Raw genomic sequence first — 18,774 nt, forward strand, 5'->3', positions numbered from 1 at the left:
TTCTATTGTCATTGTAATGCTGACAGCATAACACTTGGGAATATCACTGATTTTGACACAAAGATTGCCACTCTTCTTTTAATACGCCTAACTTAACCGAGTCATAATATTCTCCCCGGTAGTAGCGAACTTTTCGGATCACTCCCTCAATGGTAAAACCTATGGCTTGGGCGCTTTTTATCATACGTGGATTACCAGACCATGTAGTAAGCCCCACCCTTGCCACTTCTTCACCATCAAAAATGTGGCTCACCCAGTCTACAAGTGCCTGTCGGCCGATACCTTTACTCCAAAGACCACTATCGTAAATCACAATGCCTGCTTCAAGCCAGCGGGTCTCTTCACACTCCCAATACCAGCTTACCGCCCCAACAATACGCCCTTGAAAATCGATAGCCCTCACTCGTCTTCCTTCGCACATACTTTTGAACCAGTCATTTCGCCACGGATCAAACTCCGGCCGTTCATAGCCGAGATACGGGCCGTTAAATTCAGTCCATTTCTCGTCTGTGGTCAATAGGTCGTAAACTGCCCTTGCCTCTGAAGTGTGAGCTGGTCGAATGGTCACCTTTTCTTTTTTTACCAAGCTTTATTCCTTCTCTTGATCACATCTTTTTCATCAATCTCTGGTTAATCAACTACTTTTTGGCCCTCATACTGTCCCACCAGCTCCAGACCTAAAGATTCAGCCAGAGCAATAGATTCCATATTGTCTATCTGCGAACGATATTGCAGAAGGTAGCCTTTTTCCCGCATTTGCTGATTGGCATAGCTCACCAGAATTTTTGCTAAACCTTTCCTGCGCTGGATCGGCGTCGTCACTATATCAAGGTCCGCCAGTTTCGAATCACGAAACGGATAGAGACTGCTCGCGACCGCTAACTCATCGTCCAAAAACAGTCCGTAAACTGCCCAGTGATCTAACTCCACCCAAGCGTTATCCAAGTCATCTTCACTGATCTCTGAGCAAAATCTGCTGAACAATGCTTCGTCGTCTTCTGTCAAAGCGCGACAAGACATGTTGTCCTGAATACCCACTGTCTTGAGTGAGTCAGCAGCTTTATAAACGTAGTCTGGCTTGTATAAAAATATCTCTGCTTTGTTGAGTTTTTCTCTGAAAGCCGCGACAGTCAGGTTACTGTGACCATGTACATCTATCTTCTGAAGCTGCTCTTTCGGCAAACACGCCAGTGTTCTGCCATGTGACAATGACAACACCGCCAGCTTATCGTTATCCGATGGAAAAACGCTAAGTTCAGCAGATTCGATGATTGGGACAGAAGAAAAGTAATGTGAATACCACTCTTGATGAAATGTACTCATGGTAACGTCCTTGTCGAGATAAGAGGCAAAGCAAGCGTTATGACTGGCCCAGATAAGGGAGGAGAAACTCGCTGACTTGATGTTGGCAAAGACCGACATCAACACGGACACCTGCATCGCGCAAAATGGCGATCCCTCTGCCACTGTTTCTTGGATCAGGATCCAGCATCGCAACTACGACCCGTTTAATGCCTGACTCTACTAAAGTCCGCGCACAGGCAGGCGTTCTGCCAACAAATGAGCAAGGCTCCAACGTCACATACGCTGTCACCTCAGTTTTGTCTCCCTCAAAACCGTTAAGCGCCTCCACCTCAGCATGATTTCCACCAATCTTTTGAGTATGCCCTGCAGAGACAATACTGCCGTCCCTCACCAACACACAGCCTACCGGAGGATTTGGCCTGCACGCCGGAAGCGCATTTTTTGAGACGGCTAATGCGCGAAGCATAAATTGGGTCTCATTCAGAGGCTGGTTCATGATCACTACTGTCTACACATCTATTGATTGGTGAGGTGATGTTAATTTGAAAACGATTAGGCGAACAAAAGGAAATCCTGCCGGATGTGAAGCACTTCAAGCCATGGTCACGTCTTCTCGACGGACATCACGACCTCCCAAGGAGACAGGTGGGAGGTCGTGCTGATACAACATTGATGGCAGAGCAGGCTGCCATCACAAGGAGTAGATTTCGTTCCAACGCGAGGAGGAAGATGAAATCAGGAAATTCGCGGATGATCATTTGTTCACGCTCAGGACCAACGGATACCATGGTGACAGGGACACCAAGCAAATTCTCAATTCTTATCACATACTGCTGAGCGGCTTGTGGCAGATCCTCAAAGCATCGACAACCCGTTATATCCTCATCCCAACCATCCATTTCCTCATAGACAGGTTGGAGACTTTCAGTTTGTGGCCAGATTGGATTATCGCTGTGTTCACCTTGATATTCGACACAGATCTTCAGACCGCTAAGCCCTGAGAGGCAATCAAGTTTTGTCAGGGCAATTTCTGTCGCTGCTTGCAGTGAGACACCATTTCGGGTGGCGACGACATCAAAGTATCCCATGTCTCTTGGCCTGCCCGTTACCGCGCCATACTCATTAGAAGCCTCGCGGAATGCATCTTGCTCTTCCATTGCGGTGACCAGTGTTCCCTTGCCTACTGATGAACTGAACGCTTTGGCGACAGCGATAACGCGCTCGGGACTTAGCGCAGGTAAACCACTGCCAATGCCCGCATAGGCAGATACCACATGAGAAGAGGTGGTCCATGGATATTCTCCATAAGTAACATCTCTCCCGGCACCCAACTGTGCTTCAAATAGCAGCGTCTGACCGTTTTTCTGGATATGATTCAGAGGTTGAGTGACGTCGCAAATTGCGTCACGCCACGGTGCAGAAATGGTTAACAACCAGTCCGCCAGTTGATCTGCTGTTTGGTCCATCTTGATATCAGGGTAAAGTCCTTTTAGCTGGGGCAGTTTCCAATCTAACCAGAATTGAAGGCGCTCGCGCAGCACCTCAGGCTGTTTCAGCCAGCCAACCAGAATCCCCTTTTTCATGACTCTGTCACCGTAGGCTGGCGCAATCCCCTGACGGGTTGAGCCATAGGCAAAATCACCCAAACGCTGCTCTTCTGAGATATCTTCAACAGCATGCAGAGGTAGGCACAGTGTGGCTCGGTCGGAAATACACAGATTAACTGTGACACCTGCAGCATTAACTTCAGCCAGCTCTTCACTCAGTGCCTGTGGGCTGATCACCATTCCCGGACCAAGCACAGCAAGACAGTCAGGATTAAATATGCCGCTGGGTAACTGGTGGAGCTTAAACGTGCCGTGTTGATTTACTACCGTATGCCCGGCGTTGTTACCGCCCTGAAAACGGATACTTGCTGAGGCAGATTCTGCCAGATAATCAACGAGACGACCTTTACCCTCGTCTCCCCAGTTCGCGCCTACCACAACGATTGATGACATGATTTTTTCCCGACGTTAAAAAGTGACCCACAAAGAGTAAGCCGGGGCTTAACATAATAGAAATTAATTGTTTTAATTGGTTTGATAATTATTTCATATGGGAAATGGCTTTTATGCTTGATTCAAACTGGCTAAAAACCTTTGTCACCCTGGCGGAAGTCAGACATTTTGGCAAAACCGCCGACGCACTTCATATGACCCAGCCCAATGTGAGTCTGCACATCAAACAACTTGAAACCGCAACACGATCGCGCCTGATAGAACGAAATCCCTTCCAGCTGACACAAGCAGGTTTGCGTCTTTTACAAACCGCCACCTCGATACTTAACGAACTTCAAGTTTGCCAGTCGGATCTTAATGCCATAAACGATCTGGAACTTGGCACTGTCTCTATTGCCGCCAGTGATATTGTTTCACGCGCATTTCTGATCACACCCTGCCAACGGTTCAAAGACCGTTTTCCGGGTATCGATTTATTCCTGTACAACACCACATCGGATCAGGCCGCCGAGAGAGTGAAAAGCGCGCAGGCAGATATTGGCTTTGTTATCGATCACAAGCCCCTACCTTCACTCCATTACTCGCAGTTAGCAGACATCAAGTGGTGTGCGTTAGGCGAAAACCCATTTGAAAAGAAGACAGAAAAAGGGCTGACATTAATTCTTCTGGGTGACGATACACGTACCAGACGACTGATGGATCAGGCGCTGCCCAAACTCGGGCTAAAAGATTATAGAGTGATGGAAGTCGGTAGTGTCGATGCACAGATAGATTGGGCAGAAGCAGGGTTTGGCACTGCTATTCTGCCCACATTTACTTTACGACCCAACCGAATGCTGCAGCAAACAGTGACCCCTTTACCAGACTTTCCATCGACTGAATTTGGCTACATCCTCAGGCAAAATCAAGTACTGTCGAAAGCTGCCAAACAACTGTTGAGCTGGATTGAAGGCTCTCATGATGATTTTTAGTGCTGCCAAATGCTTGCGATCTTATCTGGTAAACTCAGGGGTGAGTGCAGAGTGGAGCGCGGATAGCAAGTCTTGACCGTGATCCTGAGTTAACTCCCAGACCATGGCACCGGCAAGATTTCGTCGTTTAACATATCGTCCTTTTTCCGTTACTGCTCTCGCTCCATCAAATGTGATAAATGTTTTACCATCAAAAAGATAATCTGCCTTGGCATCATCATCCCAGCGAAGCGAGAAGCCTTTTTTCTGGCTATAACGCCGAACGAGATCTTTGTATTCAATCGCTTCTGGGATTGGGTTTTCAAATGGCTGAAAAAGACCCCGCTGCTTTTTTTGGCTGTCCGTCCAACTGTAACCATAAAAAGGAATACCCAATACCAACTTATCGGAGGGCACTCCCATTGCAAGATATGCTGAGACAGCCTGATCAACACTGATCGCCGGATTAATTGGATTATCGCGGTTGGCGAAAAGGTTAGCGTGATGGGCACCAATCTGCCCCCAGGGGCCAAAGAAATCATATCCCATGATATTTATATGATCGACATACTGACTGATCTTATCCACCTCGGTATGCTGATAAGACCATATTTGTGTGCCGGCGGCATAGGATAGTTGATAATATTTACCCGTCGTCTTTTCCAGCTCATCGAACGCTAACCTAATATCAGCCATCAACGCGGTAAAATTTTTCTTGTCCTCACTGCGGGCCACTTTTTTCCCCCAGCCGTTATGACCCGGATACTCCCAATCAATGTCTATTCCATCGAGTTGATATGTACCAATCATTGTGGTCAGGCTTTCAATAAACTGTTGACGGCTTTCCGTTGTCAGTCCCATATCGGAAAATCCATCAGCTTCTCCCCCACCCACTGACAGGATCAGCTTAATATGCGGGTAAAGTTGCTTCAGACGGAGAGCCTGAAGCATTTGTGTCTGATATCGCTCATTATCATCGATTTCTGCTTCACCCTTGTCTGAAATACGGGCAAAGGCCAGTTTGATATGTGTCACTAAATGCCCTGGAACATCATCAGCAGCCCAGACTTTCCAAAGAGGGAGATAGGCGCTGATGATCTTTTTTTCCTTGGCGTGACTAAAAGGGATAAAGCTCAGTATTAATATAATTAAATATACTCTTGTCATTTTATGCCCCAAGATATCGCGCAACTCTTTGATGAAGATTAAAGAGTTTTATGATGACAAAACTCACCACCAGCACGAGTAGCGAATCGACCACTATTCGACTGACCAAGGTAATACTCTGCCCGAAATCCATGTGGCGCATGACCAAATCCTGCACAATCATATGAATAAAATAGATACCAAATGTGGCTGCACTGATGGAAACAATCAATACGCGAAGTTTATCTGGCAGTCCCTCCCACGAACGATGCTTACAAACCAAAAATAGAGCCGTTGAAGTGAACAAGTTTGTAATTGCGAAAGGATGGTAGAAACTCTCGACCAGCTGGCCAGCATCTACAGTCATCAAAAATGTCGCCAGCGGGGTTACTAAAAGGCTTAAACCTCCCATCCAATAAAATACGTTTCGCCATTGAGATGGCATATCAAAGCGATAGAGGTAGTACCCCAGAATAAAGTAACCGGTATGCTCGGCCGCAATGGGGATATCAATATTCACCAATGGATAGCGAAAGCCATTATTGAAGTGTGCATAAACCTGCTGAATAGTAAAAAGACATACGGTCACGACAAACCACAATATCAGCAAATAACGAATTTCCATCTCCTGAGCCCCGTACACTGCGCGATGTATAAAGGGAGAAACGAGGTATATCGCAGTGATGACGTACATAAACCACAAATGACTATAAACATCGTTAGAAGCAAACTCGACTATAGCCTTCTTAGCAAGATCTATTACAGACAAGGACTGAGTCTCAAACATCAGATATTTATAGAGCGTGTAAATAATTGACCAAATGATAAAGGGGATACCAAGCTTTATTATTCGTCGCTTTGCAACCGTCAACGGATCTTCATCTAACTTTCCATTCAATAGCAGTGCTCCGCTAAGCATCAAGAAGATTGGAATCGCAAATCTTGATGTTGAGTTAAGGACATTAGCAAACCACCATGTTACTCCCTCATATGTTTGATAATTAGTGACAAAGTAACCTGTTATATGAATAGCAATGACACCAAGTATTGCGATGGTGCGGAGTAAATCTAAAAAGAATACCCGATTAATATATGTCGTATTATTCACTTTCATACCTCTATACTATCGATATTTCGCCTTTGCGTTGTGGTTTACCCCATTTACTTTTTCCAAAGAAGTAAGAAATAGTTCCGCCTATAACAAACAAGCTACTTATTAAGCGAAAGAAAAGTAGATCTACGGGAAAAAATGCAATAATTCGAAGGTAATCCAACCGAGAGTATCGGAATCCTGTTTCTCTACTCTTTACCAAAGCAATAATATTTTGTAAGGATGAAAAGAATAATGATGTTCCTAACATAATAGCAGCGAGCGTATATGCAAAGGACTGCTCGGTAAAAATAAGTGATAAAAATACAAAAAGGTTGGTAAAAGCGACGAGGGTACCGAGTAGTAATGAATCAAGAAGAAAATATGCCGCAACACGTTTACTGAATACATTCAAAAATCCATCCCAATATACCAGAGCACAGTCAATAAATGCCTTTTGCCAGCGCAATCGCTGAGTGAGCAAGTTTTTAAAATCTTCTGGGCATTCGGTATAGCAGCATGCTTCTGGAATATATACCATATGTGCTTGCTTACCTTCAGATTTCTGTTGCTTGATGTAACGCTGGGCCTTCAGAGTGATATCCATATCCTCTCCAACGGTACTTCGATAACCATCAATAGAAAAAAGAATGTCACGTTTAAATACTCCGAATGCACCGGCAATGACAAGCATGGAGCCCATTTTTGACTGGGCCGATTTTTGTACGAAAAAACCATATAAGTACTGAAGGACCTGATACCGAATGATTCCTTTGATAGAGAAGGTAGGTCTCAATACTTCATTTTCTTTTCTCATGCCCTGTGCAATATGAACAGTACCCCCTGCAGCAATAACACTATCGTCTATAAATGACTCGTTAATAAAGCTCAGAGAGGACTTGTCTAGCATACTGTCTGCATCAATAGTCACTATTAACTCATGATTTGCATTATCAATACCGGCATTCAATGCATCAGCCTTTCCGCCATTGTATTTATCAATAACATAAATATTTTTATGTGTTTTAGAGCGGTAAACAGCTTTTATCGCCTTATATTTAAGCTTATTTCTAATATTAAGTTGTGAAAGCTCTAAATCAAGATATTCGGTCAATAGCTCCATTGTTGAATCGGTTGATCCATCATTAATTATAATAGTTTCACGATTTTTATATTCGAGAGAATCAATCGCTACAATACAATTTTTAAGAACTAACTCTTCATTATAAGCAGGGACAAGAATGGACATACCTTTTTCTTCAGAAAGGCGACACGGCTTTTTTCTTATTTTATTTGAAAAAATAGCCATTGAAACATAAATTGTCTGAAATATTATAAATAATATAAATATTACTATTGATAAGGTTAACATTTAATTTCCTTGGAATTATTGTTTAATCAAGATATTAAAATCTATAAATGATGACGTAGAGATCTTTTTTTTATCATAATTATGTAATATTACTACTAATCAATATGATTATTTTTGCATCTAATCGTGATTCTTATCAATTAAAAGATCAGCTCGGGTTCTTAATGAGTATTTACATATTCATTTATCACGATAAGAATCAAAAATATTATGTAATTCACATTATCGTTATTTTCATTAATTCCAATAATCATCACTAAATGCAATATTTATTGTCACAATAAAAACATTTCTGTAACTTACTTTCACTTTTTTCTCGTTTACCAAAAACATATCGTGGTTAGATGAAAGAAAATGAATCAGCGGCTGAGGAAAATTGAGCTAATCGCTCCCGTTGATTGATCACATCTTAGACGGGGTCTGCCAGTTTCAGTTTTCATCTATTCAACAGTTTAAAAAGATTACGCAGCAAAATATCTATCGATTATCATCAATCAGTGGCGGATAATTGGCGGGTCGCGGCGGGAAAACGGCGTTTTTCACAGCATATAAATACCTTACACTCGCTGAATATGTGAGAAAACTAATGCGTACACCCAGACAACCAGAGTCCTGCATCTTTAGCGTGTCTGGGTAGAGGAGGATGAATAATGTTAAACGGTCGCACCATCAGAGAAAAAAGATTAGGGCGGGGTTGGTCACAAGAGCAACTGGCATCAGTATCAGGACTTGGTCTGAGAACCATACAGCGAATAGAAACAGACGGTAGTTGTTCGCTCGAATCACAACAAGCTCTGGCTGCCGTATTAGAGAATCCTCTTTCCGAGCTGACTGACAACGCTCACATACCTCCGGCATCAGCCAAAAAAAGGGAGTTTGACGATCAAGACTTATCAAACTTTACCTTCAGTAATGTCAATCTTGCTGAGGCTGCATTCAGCAATGTGAACCTGCATGCGAGCCACTTTAACAACATCCGTTTGTCCAATGCCAAATTCCACAATGTCAGTCTGGCAAATGTAGAGATCACTAATGCTGACATTTCCGGCCTGAAAATTAATGGAGTACTCATCAGCGAACTGTTTGCTAACCAGGCTAAGTAGGGCGACCAACGACAGTATTCAGACCAAGAGGCGGAATAATGAAATTTGATTGGCACAAAGACGACATAAACGCGCAGACGATCATCACGAGCCATTATCGCAATACCCAGAATGTTAGGCGTTATTTCATTTCAGTATGCGGAGAGAGCTTCCGGTTTAACCGAGCGTTTATGGCATGGATGAAACAATCACAAGGCCTCACCATGGGAGAGGCTGCCGAGCATTGGTGTCAGCAGTACAAAAAGTAATGACCTATTGCATCACTTTAAAAAAACGAAAGATAAATGAGAAAACGGCAGACAGCCTGCCGTTGTTTTACTGATTAGGAATCAGTGGATCAGGAAATACAGTGAGCTGAAAGCAACCGATTCAGCGCTTCCGTGCGACGCAAACCATACCTTTTGAGTCTGGCTGCAGAGGATCTGCCTCCCAGTTGCTAAAACGCGCTTCGACATCAAAACCAGCCTCGTCCAGCATAGCGATTATAGTCTCAAGCGGGCGGTACTTGAGGTCTATACTGGAGAAAAACTGACTACCGTCCGGGTATTCACGTTTCTTTTCGAAATAAATGATATTGCGCTGTTCATCATATCGGACACGTTTGTAAAAGCGTCTGACATGGCGGCCTTGAGGATCGGTATAGCTGCCTGTTTCTCCCCAATCCGCATCCAGAGTCAGATTACTTCCAATCGGTAAACGGGTATCAAAAATAAAATATGCACCAGATACCAGTTGCCGTGAAAGGTTACTCAAAACAGATTCAAGCAACGGATCATCAAGAAAGGTCTGAAACGCATTTCCAGTCATTACCGCAATATCATAAGGTTCATCGGCAACAAAACGCGTCGCATCCGCTTCAATAAACTCGATATTATCAAGATGGCGAGCCTTTCTGATAGCTGTTGCCAGCATCTGCGGCTGAATATCTACGCCAGTGGTAAACGTAAGTTTTTCTGCCAAAGGCACAGTCACAATACCTGTACCACAGCAAAGATCGAGTAAGCGCTTGGCACCGCTTTTATCGATATAACGTTGAATTAAAGCGATATCTGCCTCGTAGAGATGTGAGTATTCACAGTCGTAATCATCACCACAAAAAAATTCAGATAAATCCTGCAAAGGTTAACTCCCGGATAAAAATACATGTGAAATACCTTACCCATGCCTAAAAAGTATGAGTCAATTTTTCATACATTACGATTGATAAGGCTAATCAACGTAAAGCACGGAAAAATAAGACTATTTTAGTTACTTAGTTATGGGAAGACTAGTAGAAACAGAATGCGAACAATATCTATAAATAGCGAATAAATGTAAGTTTCTTGAGTTAGTACTTATTTATTATATTTCGAGGGTGAGTCGTATAATGATTTCCGCTTTAACACATAAGGTGTAAAAAAAACAAATCAAAGGAGTGGTCGTGTGGGTGAATTAATAATAACAGCCATACTTAAACATTGAGGTATAACTAATAAAGTGATTTTTTATATATTATCGGGTGAGCGCTGTGAAAAATAATAAAATTTGCTGACCTCATTCTCTGTTAACACCTATAAAATACATATTAAAACAATAGGCGCAGTTAATGAGGTCAGGTTTATCGTTTATTACGCCCAGTCTTTCACTTTTAAATATTGATACGAAACGCAAACGAGAATGAGATAAGTGCCATGCTCGAGTAACTCGGCACGATCGCCAAGAATGACATCGCCCATGGAGAACAGTACAAACGTGATAGCGCCCATAGTCATCCCGAAGCTGTACCATTTAGTGAACGTAAATTCATTTTTGTTATGAAACCAAGCTGCTAACCACAGTGGTATTGAGATAAAAATCTCCCATATACCAATACCATGTAACAAGGGGGTGATCCAATGCTCTGGAAAATTACAATTCGCAAAGTAATTGCCAAATTGTTCCTTTCTGTCTTTACCATGCCAGGTGAACACACCTATTTGAGTTCTGTTTAAAAACTTATCCAGACCATTCAATAGCCAAAAACCAGCCCAGTATACGATTATTGTGCGCGGCAGAGTAATTAATACATTGATTCTATCAATCATGACATTCCCTTGTTCTATTTTTAAAGACTACTATCAGCAAAGCGAGTATCGCTTTTGTCTGACAGCAAACAGCATCTGACAAATCCCTGTCAGCTGGAAAAGTACGGTAACTAATCGTCTTTGCGACAAAATTCGTCACTACAGAACAAAGCTAGCAAATATTTTTTTGCTAATTACTCTAATATTTGACATTCCGAAAGATAAATATGATTTCGAGTAGAGAAAATTAGGGTCTCAGGCTAAAAAACTGGCTTTATGACAATGTCAGTCAAAACTGAATTAGCGATAAAACAATGTTGATGGGCGAGTTGGTGCAGTTTTTTATTCTGCTCAAAAGATGGCTGATGAGAACCAGAAAACGTTACTTCAGGATACAGTGTCACCCGGGATACCCATTTTTTACCCATTTCTTTGCTATCAAGTAAACCAACCGCATTATCAATATAACTATCCACGGTATACTTTCGCTTGGCAGCAATGGTCAAGAAGGTCAACATATGGCAACTGGATAACGATGCAATAAACGCTTCTTCTGGATCGACAAACGCCTCAACGGATAAAGGGAGAGGAACGATATAAGGAGAGGGAGATGCATCAATAATCGTTCCGCCATCAAAGTGCCAGCGATGAGCACGACTGAATGTATTATTAGAAAAATCGTCACTCACCCTCTGTGCCACTCTATTTTTGCAACGTGTTCAGACACATTATGCTCCTACCAAAAAAATCTACTCAAGCCTCGCTCAAAGGCTCACTGAACCGCCTGCATAAATTCAAGTCGGTTTCCAAATGGGTCCCGAATATCAAATCGGTCAAATCCCGGTACAGGTATGTTTTCTTTCACTGGCACACCATATTGAGCAAACCTGCTGCGCCACCATTGAATATCTGATACCTGATAAGCGATATGAGCCTTTGACTGTTGACGGTGTGCATTGTCCTCACATCCTAGATGAACCTGCAAGTTACCGAGCGCGAACCACAAACCGCCATTTTTCTTCAGCGATTCTGGTTTTTCCAACTCGGTAAGTCCAAGTATTACACCATAGAATTGTCGCGCCTGAACTTCTGCGCCTTTGGGAATAGTCACCTGTACGTGATTAATACCTATGATCATTACCGACTGATCTCCATGTCGTTGTTATGTGAGGCCGCTTTACGCCAGGTGCTGTCGTTTATCGCCATCTGGTTCACTGGCACCCAAACACCACGTTTTTTGAATCCCTCGGGGAAATGCTGAACAAAGGTAAAACCGTTTTTGATAAGAACCCGCTCACTGGCAGTATTCCACCTTGCATAGCCAGCCTCTATCCGTACAGCTTTTAATACTGTAAATCCAAATGTCAGAACACCTGAAATGGCTTCTTTCATATAGCCGTAGCCCTGTTTTTCTGGGTGCGTCCAGTAACCAATGTCCCATATGTCCGTTTTTTCAGTTTGTCTGATCGCAATACGACCAACAAACCTTCCTTCCGGTTTATTCTCGATCGTGAAGGAGTAAGACGTCCCAAGTTTCCACCTCTCAATATTGCTATAAAAAGGTGCTTCAAGTTCTCTCTCTGTCTCCGGTGGCTCCCACTGCATGCCATCATTAAATCCCTCATAACGGCTGGCTGAAAGTATGTGGGGTGTATCTGCCAAAGATACAATGCGCAAGCGGCAACGCTGGGTGTTTACGATATAGTTTTCTGGGACTTTCACACCGATTGTCTCCTCTAACGTTTATTTCTTACTGGCCATTGTGCAGCTTACTGCGAGAAGCAACGAGATCCCCCCTCCACTAAACCGTCATTTTGAGAGTGACTCTTCAACTTTGCCGCGTGTCATCCTCACGCATCTTGATAGTATCAAGACTCAATTTACTGCAAAAAATATGAAAACATCGGCCTTTGACAGAAGCTCAGAAAACGCAAAAGGAGACAAGCGTGATAGTAAGAAAGGGACACAGATACATAGATGTTGCATCAGGTAAAACACTGGACACTTGGTTCCCCGTTGGACAAGAAGACATAAAGCGCGGATGTCTGGCAGAGAAAGTAGGCATGATTAAGGGCGAGGCATATGACATCACCATTGATCCCGCTCAAGCACCGCAGTCAACCGAGGATGCTTACCTTAGGTTACACTTGCTGTCTGAGAGAAGCGTAAAGCCAAACGAAATCAACTTAGAAAATATCTTTGGACTTCTTCCCAATATTGCATGGACCAACGCTGGCCCCTGCCTTCCAGAAAATGTAGCCACACTCAGAGGCCTGCTGGCTGATGAATACGTTCACCTGCAGGTCACATCGATTGATAAATTTCCCCGAATGACCGATTACGTCGTCCAGGCAAGTGTTCGCATCGGCGACGCTGACCGAGTTCGTCTCGGAGCGCATCTGGCAGATGGCACAACGGTCATGCATGAAGGGTTTGTCAACTTTAACGCCGGTACCTTGGGCCATTCTATGGTGGAAGGGCGAGTCACTCCAGGGGTGGTTGTCGGAAATAATTCAGATATCGGTGCTGGCTCTTCAATCATGGGGACACTGTCTGGCGGCGGAAAACAAATTAATACTATTGGCGAACGTGCCCTATTGGGAGCAAACGCAGGAATTGGTATTTCACTGGGAGACGACTCTATTGTAGAGGCAGGGCTCTATGTCACTGCGGGTACCAAGGTTAAAACGCCAGACGGTGAAATCGTCTCAGCGCGTCAGTTATCGGGTAGACCAAATCTGTTATTCCGCCGAAACAGCCAGTCTGGTCAGGTAGAGGTATTGCCAACTGACTCAAAGGTCTGGGGTGGCCTCAACACCGCCTTACACAATAATGACTGACCCGAGGAGACACTCAGTGAAAACAGTCACGCTGACTGGGTTTATTCAGATCCCTGACGCAGACCTAGAGGCAGTCACAGAGGAGCTGATCAACCATAAGCTGTTAACACGTCAGGAAAGCGGATGTCTAAAGTTTGAGGTCACACAGTGCAATAATGATCCACATAGATTTGATGTTTATGAAGTATTCTGTGGCCAGTCTGCTTTTGAGGCTCACCAACGACGAGTCAAAGCATCGCACTGGGGTAAGATAACGGCAAATGCTTCTCGTCATTACACCGTAACCCCTCCTCTCCAGACCGGAGAATAAAGACGATTGCCAGACCTGATGCGCTGTGACTTAACGCTGCACAACGTGGCCTATTGCATGTTTGGCCATGGGATGACAACAACGACAAGGATGTTTGATTATGATTAACCCGTCACAACCTTATCCCTCACAGCGCGCTCCTGTCTGCGCTGATAATGTGCTCGCCACTTCGCAGCCGCTGGCGGCGCAAGCTGGCATGGATATGCTGCGTCGGGGAGGCAATGCAGTAGACGCAGCACTGGCAGCGGCCATCACTCTGACCATTGTTGAACCATGCAGTAACGGTATTGGAAGTGACTCGTTCGCTATCATTTGGGACGGAGAATCGCTGACCGGGCTTAATGGGTCAGGTCGCTCACCTCAGGCCTGGACACCGGAAAAGTTTGCAGGGCAAAACGAGATGCCGCTCCATGGGTGGGACAGCGTCACGGTACCGGGTTCGGTCAGCTCATGGGTGGCCATGTCTGAGCGTTATGGCAGCATGCCGTTTGAAACCTTATTTGAAGCCGCAATTCATTATGCAGAAAACGGTTTTCAGGTCGGCCCTGTTACCTCAGAACACTGGCGGCGCTCAGCAGAAACCTTTAAAGACTTCCCTGATTTTGTCGAACATTTCCTCCCCGTCCCCAAGACAGGTACACGTTTCTTTCGCCCTGATGCGGCAAAAACACTGAAAGATATCGCCGCTACCCGAGGTGAATCATTTTACCGTGGGGAGCTCGCTAAAAAAATTGAACAGGCATCTATCTCTGGCGGCGGTTCTCTTCGCGCCAGCGATTTAGCCGCCCACCAATCGGAGTGGGTCGAGCTTGTTGAACAGTCCTATCGCGATGTGGTGATCCACGAGATCCCGCCCAACGGACAAGGCCTTGCGGCGCAAATTACACTCGGTATTCTCGAACAATTTCCCAAGGCTGATGTCGATAGCACTGAGAGCGTCCATCAGCAGATAGAAGCGATGAAGACCGGGCTCACTACTGTTTACGAACATCTCACAGATATTGACGCCATGCGCGTTGCCCCAGAGGATCTGCTCAATGCTGAATTACTGGCAAATGCGGCATCAAACATAACGCATACCGCCTCCCCTCTTCCGCCCGTCTCACTGCCTGTCAGTAAAGATACTGTCTATCTGAGTGTTGCGGATAAAGATGGGATGATGGTGTCATTTATTCAGTCTAATTACCTCGGCTTTGGGTCGGGCATTGTGATCCCCGGAACGGGTATTACGATGCAAAACCGTGGTTTTGGCTTCTCAACTGACCCGGCACATCCAAACTGCGTTGGGCCGGGCAAGCGTCCTTTTCATACCATTATTCCGGGATTCGTGACCCACAAGGGACAGCCTGCACTCAGTTTCGGTGTGATGGGTGGCCCAATGCAGGCACAAGGACATGTGCAGATGGTTCAGCGAATCTTCGACCATGGTCAAAATCCACAAGCGGCGAGTGATGCGCCAAGATGGTATCTCGATGAAGACTTTACTGTCAGGCTGGAGCCCGGTTTTTCTGAGCAGGTTGCCCACGAGCTGGAACAGAAAGGTCATAAGGTTGTTTTTGATGATCAGATTGCACTCTATGGTGGCGCACAGCTGATTTTAAAAACACCGGACGGCTATGTGGCTGGCTCTGACCATCGTAAAGAGGGATTAGCGACAGGGTTTTAGTCCACACGAAGATAAAACGTAAACAAACACCCTACTCACGACGCACATAGGAGCATTGATAGCGCAATGCTCCCATTTCATCAGGCATAAATAACCCAACAATTTCGGAATGCATTTGCATTATCTCCGCATTTCTACATTGTTTATTCATGAGATTTTTAAGCAGTCAGAATAATGGAAGAAAGAAGTCAATCTTACTTAAATGAATACTTACGTTCATTACCCCATGATATTGCAGAACAATATACCTCGTTCAGCGCAGACTATTTTTGTGCTGATGAACACAATGCCAACCTCTGTGCAGAACTCATTCTAAAGGGGGAAAAACGAGCATCCTGTAGTTTGGAATATTGGTACCGCAATATGGGCGAGCTAATGCCAACAGCAGGACACCTTCAGGTCGTAACAAACTGGGAAGGACAACCTGTTTGTATTATAGAGATCACCTCGGTCAGTACCTGTCCATTTAACAAAGTAACAGCAGAGTTCGCTGCCAAAGAGGGCGAAGGAGACAAGACTCTCGCTTGGTGGCAGAGGGCGCATTGGCGATTTTTCAGCCGGGAATGTGAAGAACTGGGGATCAAGCCGACGGAGAATATGCCGTTAGTGTTGGAGCATTTCAGTGTTGTCTATCCAAAGGTATCGAAAAGTACTCCCGCTAAGAATATATGAACGCTCCCTTTTCAGACTTGTATGCATGGTAAACCCTTTTTTCCAGCATCATTTACACCTTTATACATTCCGACAGGGTCGGCAATTTTCGATCGCTCTCGATAACCTGGCGACCTTTCGAGAGTCGTCATGTGAGTGGTGCTATTGGGTACCATCACTTCTAACCGCCATTGCTCTCTTTAATGTCTAGAGTTGTTTGATACTCATCGTTGTCTGCTTCGCACAGTAGTCATTACCCTGCCCACTGCACTGCTTCATGATGAACGCCAACCTCTCGCCTTTGGTGTTGTAGACCAGCTTGAAGAATGAAGACGGTATCTGGTTCGATTCATCAGCCCTCTGGACAGTGATTGCATCGACTTTTTAAGCAGTGAAAATGTCACAATGTATGACAGTGGCTCGTAGGAAGCCCTGTTCATTAGCGATTGATATATTGACCTGGCACCGTATAAGCTCTCCTCAATCATTTCATCTTAACTTTCTGGGTTTTGTTGTGGCGAGGCGTTCGAAGACTGGGATTGGTTCCAAAAACTAAATAGTATTTGATTTAGGAAAATCTCATTCAGTTGCTCTACCCGCGGTGGTAAGTCGCCAGCAGTTTCTTCAATAAGCTGAAGAAATTCTCTATCAAGAGCCTCTATTTTAGAGTCGTCACCTTCTTCTTTTGCCTTCGCATGTTCATCCTCGATAGTCTGCACACGTTGCAGTATTTCCTTACCTTCAACGTTATTCAACGTATTAGATGCCATTGCTTCTTGTTTATATTGTACCCATGCTCCAATTAATGCTGCTGTTGAAAGCTGTTTCCGCTTATCAGCATCAAGCCCAAACCCACCTTGATCGTAAATCTGTCTTATTTTATTGATTTCTTGCTCCTGCTGTCTGTTCACCGCGGCAGGTGAGTCCGGTGCGGTGGGAGTTGCCGGCTGACTCCTCGTAGCAAATGAGCCCGGTGCGGTGGGAGTTGCAGGCTGATTCCCCGTAGCAGGTGGGTTCGGTATGGTGGGAGGCGCAATTGATCCCGCGCTGGGTTGCAGTGCTGACTCAGGAACTTTCACCCAAGGATTCGTCCAACTTTTTTCATCTCCCTTTCTGTTTTTTATATGCAGCATATATATATTATTTTCTCTATCCTTAGCAAAAACATACGGATTGTCGTCGGATACTAAAGGCGCGTGGCTCCCTGCGAGTACCCCCTTACCAAATTCGTAGGGGTTGTTAAGAGAACCCATTTTCATTTTTTCTTCAGGTCTGCCCGGCACTGCGGGCTCCGGGGCTTTAACACCGCTCTCCGTCGGTTTGCCTGAAACTGCGGCTACCGCTGGTATAGCTCCATCCTGCCCGGATCCACTCGGAACCGCTGCTCCTGGCTGAGAATCTCTCCTTTCAGGGGGCATACACCCATGATTGCTTCCATCTGTATCATGAGAGCCATCCGAGGTACTGTGTCTGTGATGTACCTCTCTGTTGCTCATACGAGATTGGTGCGGACCATATATAGGACAAGCGTCACGAACAGCATTAGGTTGACCTTGATTTTTACCCAATGGCGTCGCATCTTCATTGCTATGTTCAGAGATATGGTTAACAGGTGTAGTGCTATAAGCTGGTTGGATAACCGGATCTCGATTAGACATATTCCCACCCCACTGACTGACTATTTTTATGCATAAAGAATAGGAAAAAACCAAGGCAACAAATAGTTCAACAGAGACAGAAAGGTATGTAGAGAGAAGAAATAAATGAAATGAAATTTAAGATATCACCAATGAAACAAGTCATAAAAATTGACTATAAATATATGAAAAATTATTCAATTTTCTTATCAATATTATCTGTTCATTAAATTGATCAAAGTTACCTGAACCCAAACCTCTATCCTTTTCATCATCTCGACCGTACCTGACGGGTTAACTATATCTTTGCCCCGCTCAGAAACGGCATATTGACCTATTGCCGTTTGGTGAATTCATCAAGCATAAATAACTGGAATATAAACAGCGGGTTAAAGTAATTAATATCATCATTTTCTCAGTTAACGACGAAAAAAAGGAGCCATGGCAGACCAAAAATGAACAGAAGCTGTTGGGTGTCGACGAGGAGCGTCTTCATTTTGAATAGTTCGGGGATTGGGGTACTCAGTAAGTTGACACAATCCTAGTTCCACTCTCGTTTTGTAGGGAAAGTTTTTGAGGGGTTTTGGAGGGGATTTTTGAAGGAAACATAAAATCCAAATTTATAACCATAGAGTAATTGAGTTTGGCTAACCAGAAAGGGG

Annotated in this window: 18 protein-coding genes and 2 pseudogenes; 7 read left to right on the forward strand and 13 right to left on the reverse strand. The window is 44.4% G+C overall.

Features of this window, described 5'->3' with window-relative positions; translation table 11 throughout:
- Positions 1-43: 43 nt before the first annotated feature.
- The 4 genes and pseudogenes from A8L45_RS18720 to A8L45_RS18735 form a co-directional block, all read right to left on the reverse strand.
- Positions 44-586, reverse strand: coding sequence for a GNAT family N-acetyltransferase (locus A8L45_RS18720; protein WP_068904883.1), 543 nt, complete (start codon positions 584-586; stop codon positions 44-46).
- A 44-nt stretch (positions 587-630) separates the two neighbouring features.
- Complete coding sequence (locus A8L45_RS18725) at positions 631-1,323, reverse strand: GNAT family N-acetyltransferase (RefSeq protein WP_175402023.1); 693 nt, start codon at positions 1,321-1,323, stop codon at positions 631-633.
- A gap of 37 nt (positions 1,324-1,360) precedes the next feature.
- A complete protein-coding gene (locus tag A8L45_RS18730) occupies positions 1,361-1,801 on the reverse strand; it encodes a bifunctional diaminohydroxyphosphoribosylaminopyrimidine deaminase/5-amino-6-(5-phosphoribosylamino)uracil reductase RibD (RefSeq protein WP_068904884.1) in 441 nt (146 codons plus the stop codon).
- Positions 1,802-2,051: 250 nt separating this feature from the next.
- Positions 2,052-3,305 (reverse strand): annotated as a pseudogene (locus A8L45_RS18735) (adenylosuccinate synthase); the annotation flags it as partial.
- A gap of 113 nt (positions 3,306-3,418) precedes the next feature.
- On the opposite strand from A8L45_RS18735, the gene A8L45_RS18740 reads away from it, so the two are divergent.
- A complete protein-coding gene (locus tag A8L45_RS18740; RefSeq protein ID WP_068904885.1) occupies positions 3,419-4,276 on the forward strand; it encodes a LysR family transcriptional regulator in 858 nt (285 codons plus the stop codon).
- Between the two features lie 21 nt (positions 4,277-4,297).
- On the opposite strand, the gene A8L45_RS18745 is transcribed toward A8L45_RS18740, so the two are convergent.
- From A8L45_RS18745 to A8L45_RS18755, 3 genes are read right to left on the reverse strand one after another with little or no spacing between them, the layout of a single operon-like run.
- Positions 4,298-5,422, reverse strand: a complete 1,125-nt coding sequence (locus tag A8L45_RS18745; protein ID WP_068904886.1) for a glycoside hydrolase family 18 protein — start codon at positions 5,420-5,422, stop codon at positions 4,298-4,300.
- Position 5,423: 1 nt separating this feature from the next.
- Positions 5,424-6,509: an acyltransferase gene (locus tag A8L45_RS18750; protein ID WP_175402024.1), complete on the reverse strand. Its 1,086-nt coding sequence runs from the start codon at positions 6,507-6,509 to the stop codon at positions 5,424-5,426.
- Between the two features lie 10 nt (positions 6,510-6,519).
- Positions 6,520-7,863, reverse strand: a complete 1,344-nt coding sequence (locus A8L45_RS18755) for a glycosyltransferase family 2 protein (RefSeq protein ID WP_068904888.1) — start codon at positions 7,861-7,863, stop codon at positions 6,520-6,522.
- Between the two features lie 650 nt (positions 7,864-8,513).
- Between A8L45_RS18755 and A8L45_RS24660 the strand changes: the two genes are divergently transcribed.
- Positions 8,514-8,966 carry a helix-turn-helix domain-containing protein gene (locus tag A8L45_RS24660; protein ID WP_068904889.1) on the forward strand — a complete coding sequence of 151 codons (453 nt, stop codon included), beginning with the start codon at positions 8,514-8,516 and terminating at the stop codon, positions 8,964-8,966.
- A 38-nt stretch (positions 8,967-9,004) separates the two neighbouring features.
- Complete coding sequence (locus A8L45_RS18765; RefSeq protein ID WP_390335708.1) at positions 9,005-9,214, forward strand: DUF6434 domain-containing protein; 210 nt, start codon at positions 9,005-9,007, stop codon at positions 9,212-9,214.
- 121 nt (positions 9,215-9,335) lie between these two features.
- On the opposite strand, the gene A8L45_RS18770 is transcribed toward A8L45_RS18765, so the two are convergent.
- From A8L45_RS18770 to A8L45_RS18790, 5 genes and pseudogenes are all read right to left on the reverse strand, one after another.
- Positions 9,336-10,085, reverse strand: a complete 750-nt coding sequence (locus A8L45_RS18770; protein ID WP_068904891.1) for a class I SAM-dependent methyltransferase — start codon at positions 10,083-10,085, stop codon at positions 9,336-9,338.
- 488 nt (positions 10,086-10,573) lie between these two features.
- Positions 10,574-11,029 (reverse strand): hypothetical protein, encoded by a 456-nt coding sequence (locus tag A8L45_RS18775; RefSeq protein WP_068904892.1) that lies wholly within the window; start codon positions 11,027-11,029, stop codon positions 10,574-10,576.
- A gap of 239 nt (positions 11,030-11,268) precedes the next feature.
- Positions 11,269-11,735, reverse strand: a pseudogene (locus tag A8L45_RS18780) (OsmC family protein).
- Positions 11,736-11,780: 45 nt separating this feature from the next.
- Positions 11,781-12,146 carry a VOC family protein gene (locus A8L45_RS18785; protein WP_068904893.1) on the reverse strand — a complete coding sequence of 122 codons (366 nt, stop codon included), beginning with the start codon at positions 12,144-12,146 and terminating at the stop codon, positions 11,781-11,783.
- Positions 12,146-12,730, reverse strand: a complete 585-nt coding sequence (locus A8L45_RS18790) for a GNAT family N-acetyltransferase (RefSeq protein ID WP_068904894.1) — start codon at positions 12,728-12,730, stop codon at positions 12,146-12,148. Before A8L45_RS18790 ends, A8L45_RS18785 begins: the two co-directional genes overlap by 1 nt.
- Positions 12,731-12,954: 224 nt before the next feature.
- On the opposite strand from A8L45_RS18790, the gene A8L45_RS18795 reads away from it, so the two are divergent.
- From A8L45_RS18795 to A8L45_RS18810, 4 genes are all read left to right on the forward strand, one after another.
- The gene (locus A8L45_RS18795; RefSeq protein WP_390335705.1) at positions 12,955-13,848 is read left to right on the forward strand and encodes a DapH/DapD/GlmU-related protein; all 894 of its coding nucleotides are present in this window, start codon (positions 12,955-12,957) and stop codon (positions 13,846-13,848) included.
- A 16-nt stretch (positions 13,849-13,864) separates the two neighbouring features.
- Entirely contained in the window at positions 13,865-14,158 is a 294-nt protein-coding gene (locus A8L45_RS18800) for a putative quinol monooxygenase (protein ID WP_139122417.1), read from the forward strand.
- A 100-nt stretch (positions 14,159-14,258) separates the two neighbouring features.
- On the forward strand, positions 14,259-15,824 hold the full coding sequence (locus tag A8L45_RS18805) for a gamma-glutamyltransferase family protein (RefSeq protein WP_068904896.1): 1,566 nt from the start codon (positions 14,259-14,261) through the stop codon (positions 15,822-15,824).
- Between the two features lie 174 nt (positions 15,825-15,998).
- Positions 15,999-16,496, forward strand: a complete 498-nt coding sequence (locus A8L45_RS18810) for an ASCH domain-containing protein (protein ID WP_068904897.1) — start codon at positions 15,999-16,001, stop codon at positions 16,494-16,496.
- Positions 16,497-16,969: 473 nt separating this feature from the next.
- Here the strand turns inward: A8L45_RS18810 and A8L45_RS18815 are convergent, their stop codons facing one another.
- The gene (locus tag A8L45_RS18815; protein ID WP_139122418.1) at positions 16,970-18,133 is read right to left on the reverse strand and encodes a hypothetical protein; all 1,164 of its coding nucleotides are present in this window, start codon (positions 18,131-18,133) and stop codon (positions 16,970-16,972) included.
- Positions 18,134-18,774 lie beyond the last annotated feature (641 nt).

This window comes from Veronia pacifica, assembly GCF_001707825.1.
In the GTDB taxonomy this organism is placed as follows: domain Bacteria; phylum Pseudomonadota; class Gammaproteobacteria; order Enterobacterales; family Vibrionaceae; genus Veronia; species Veronia pacifica.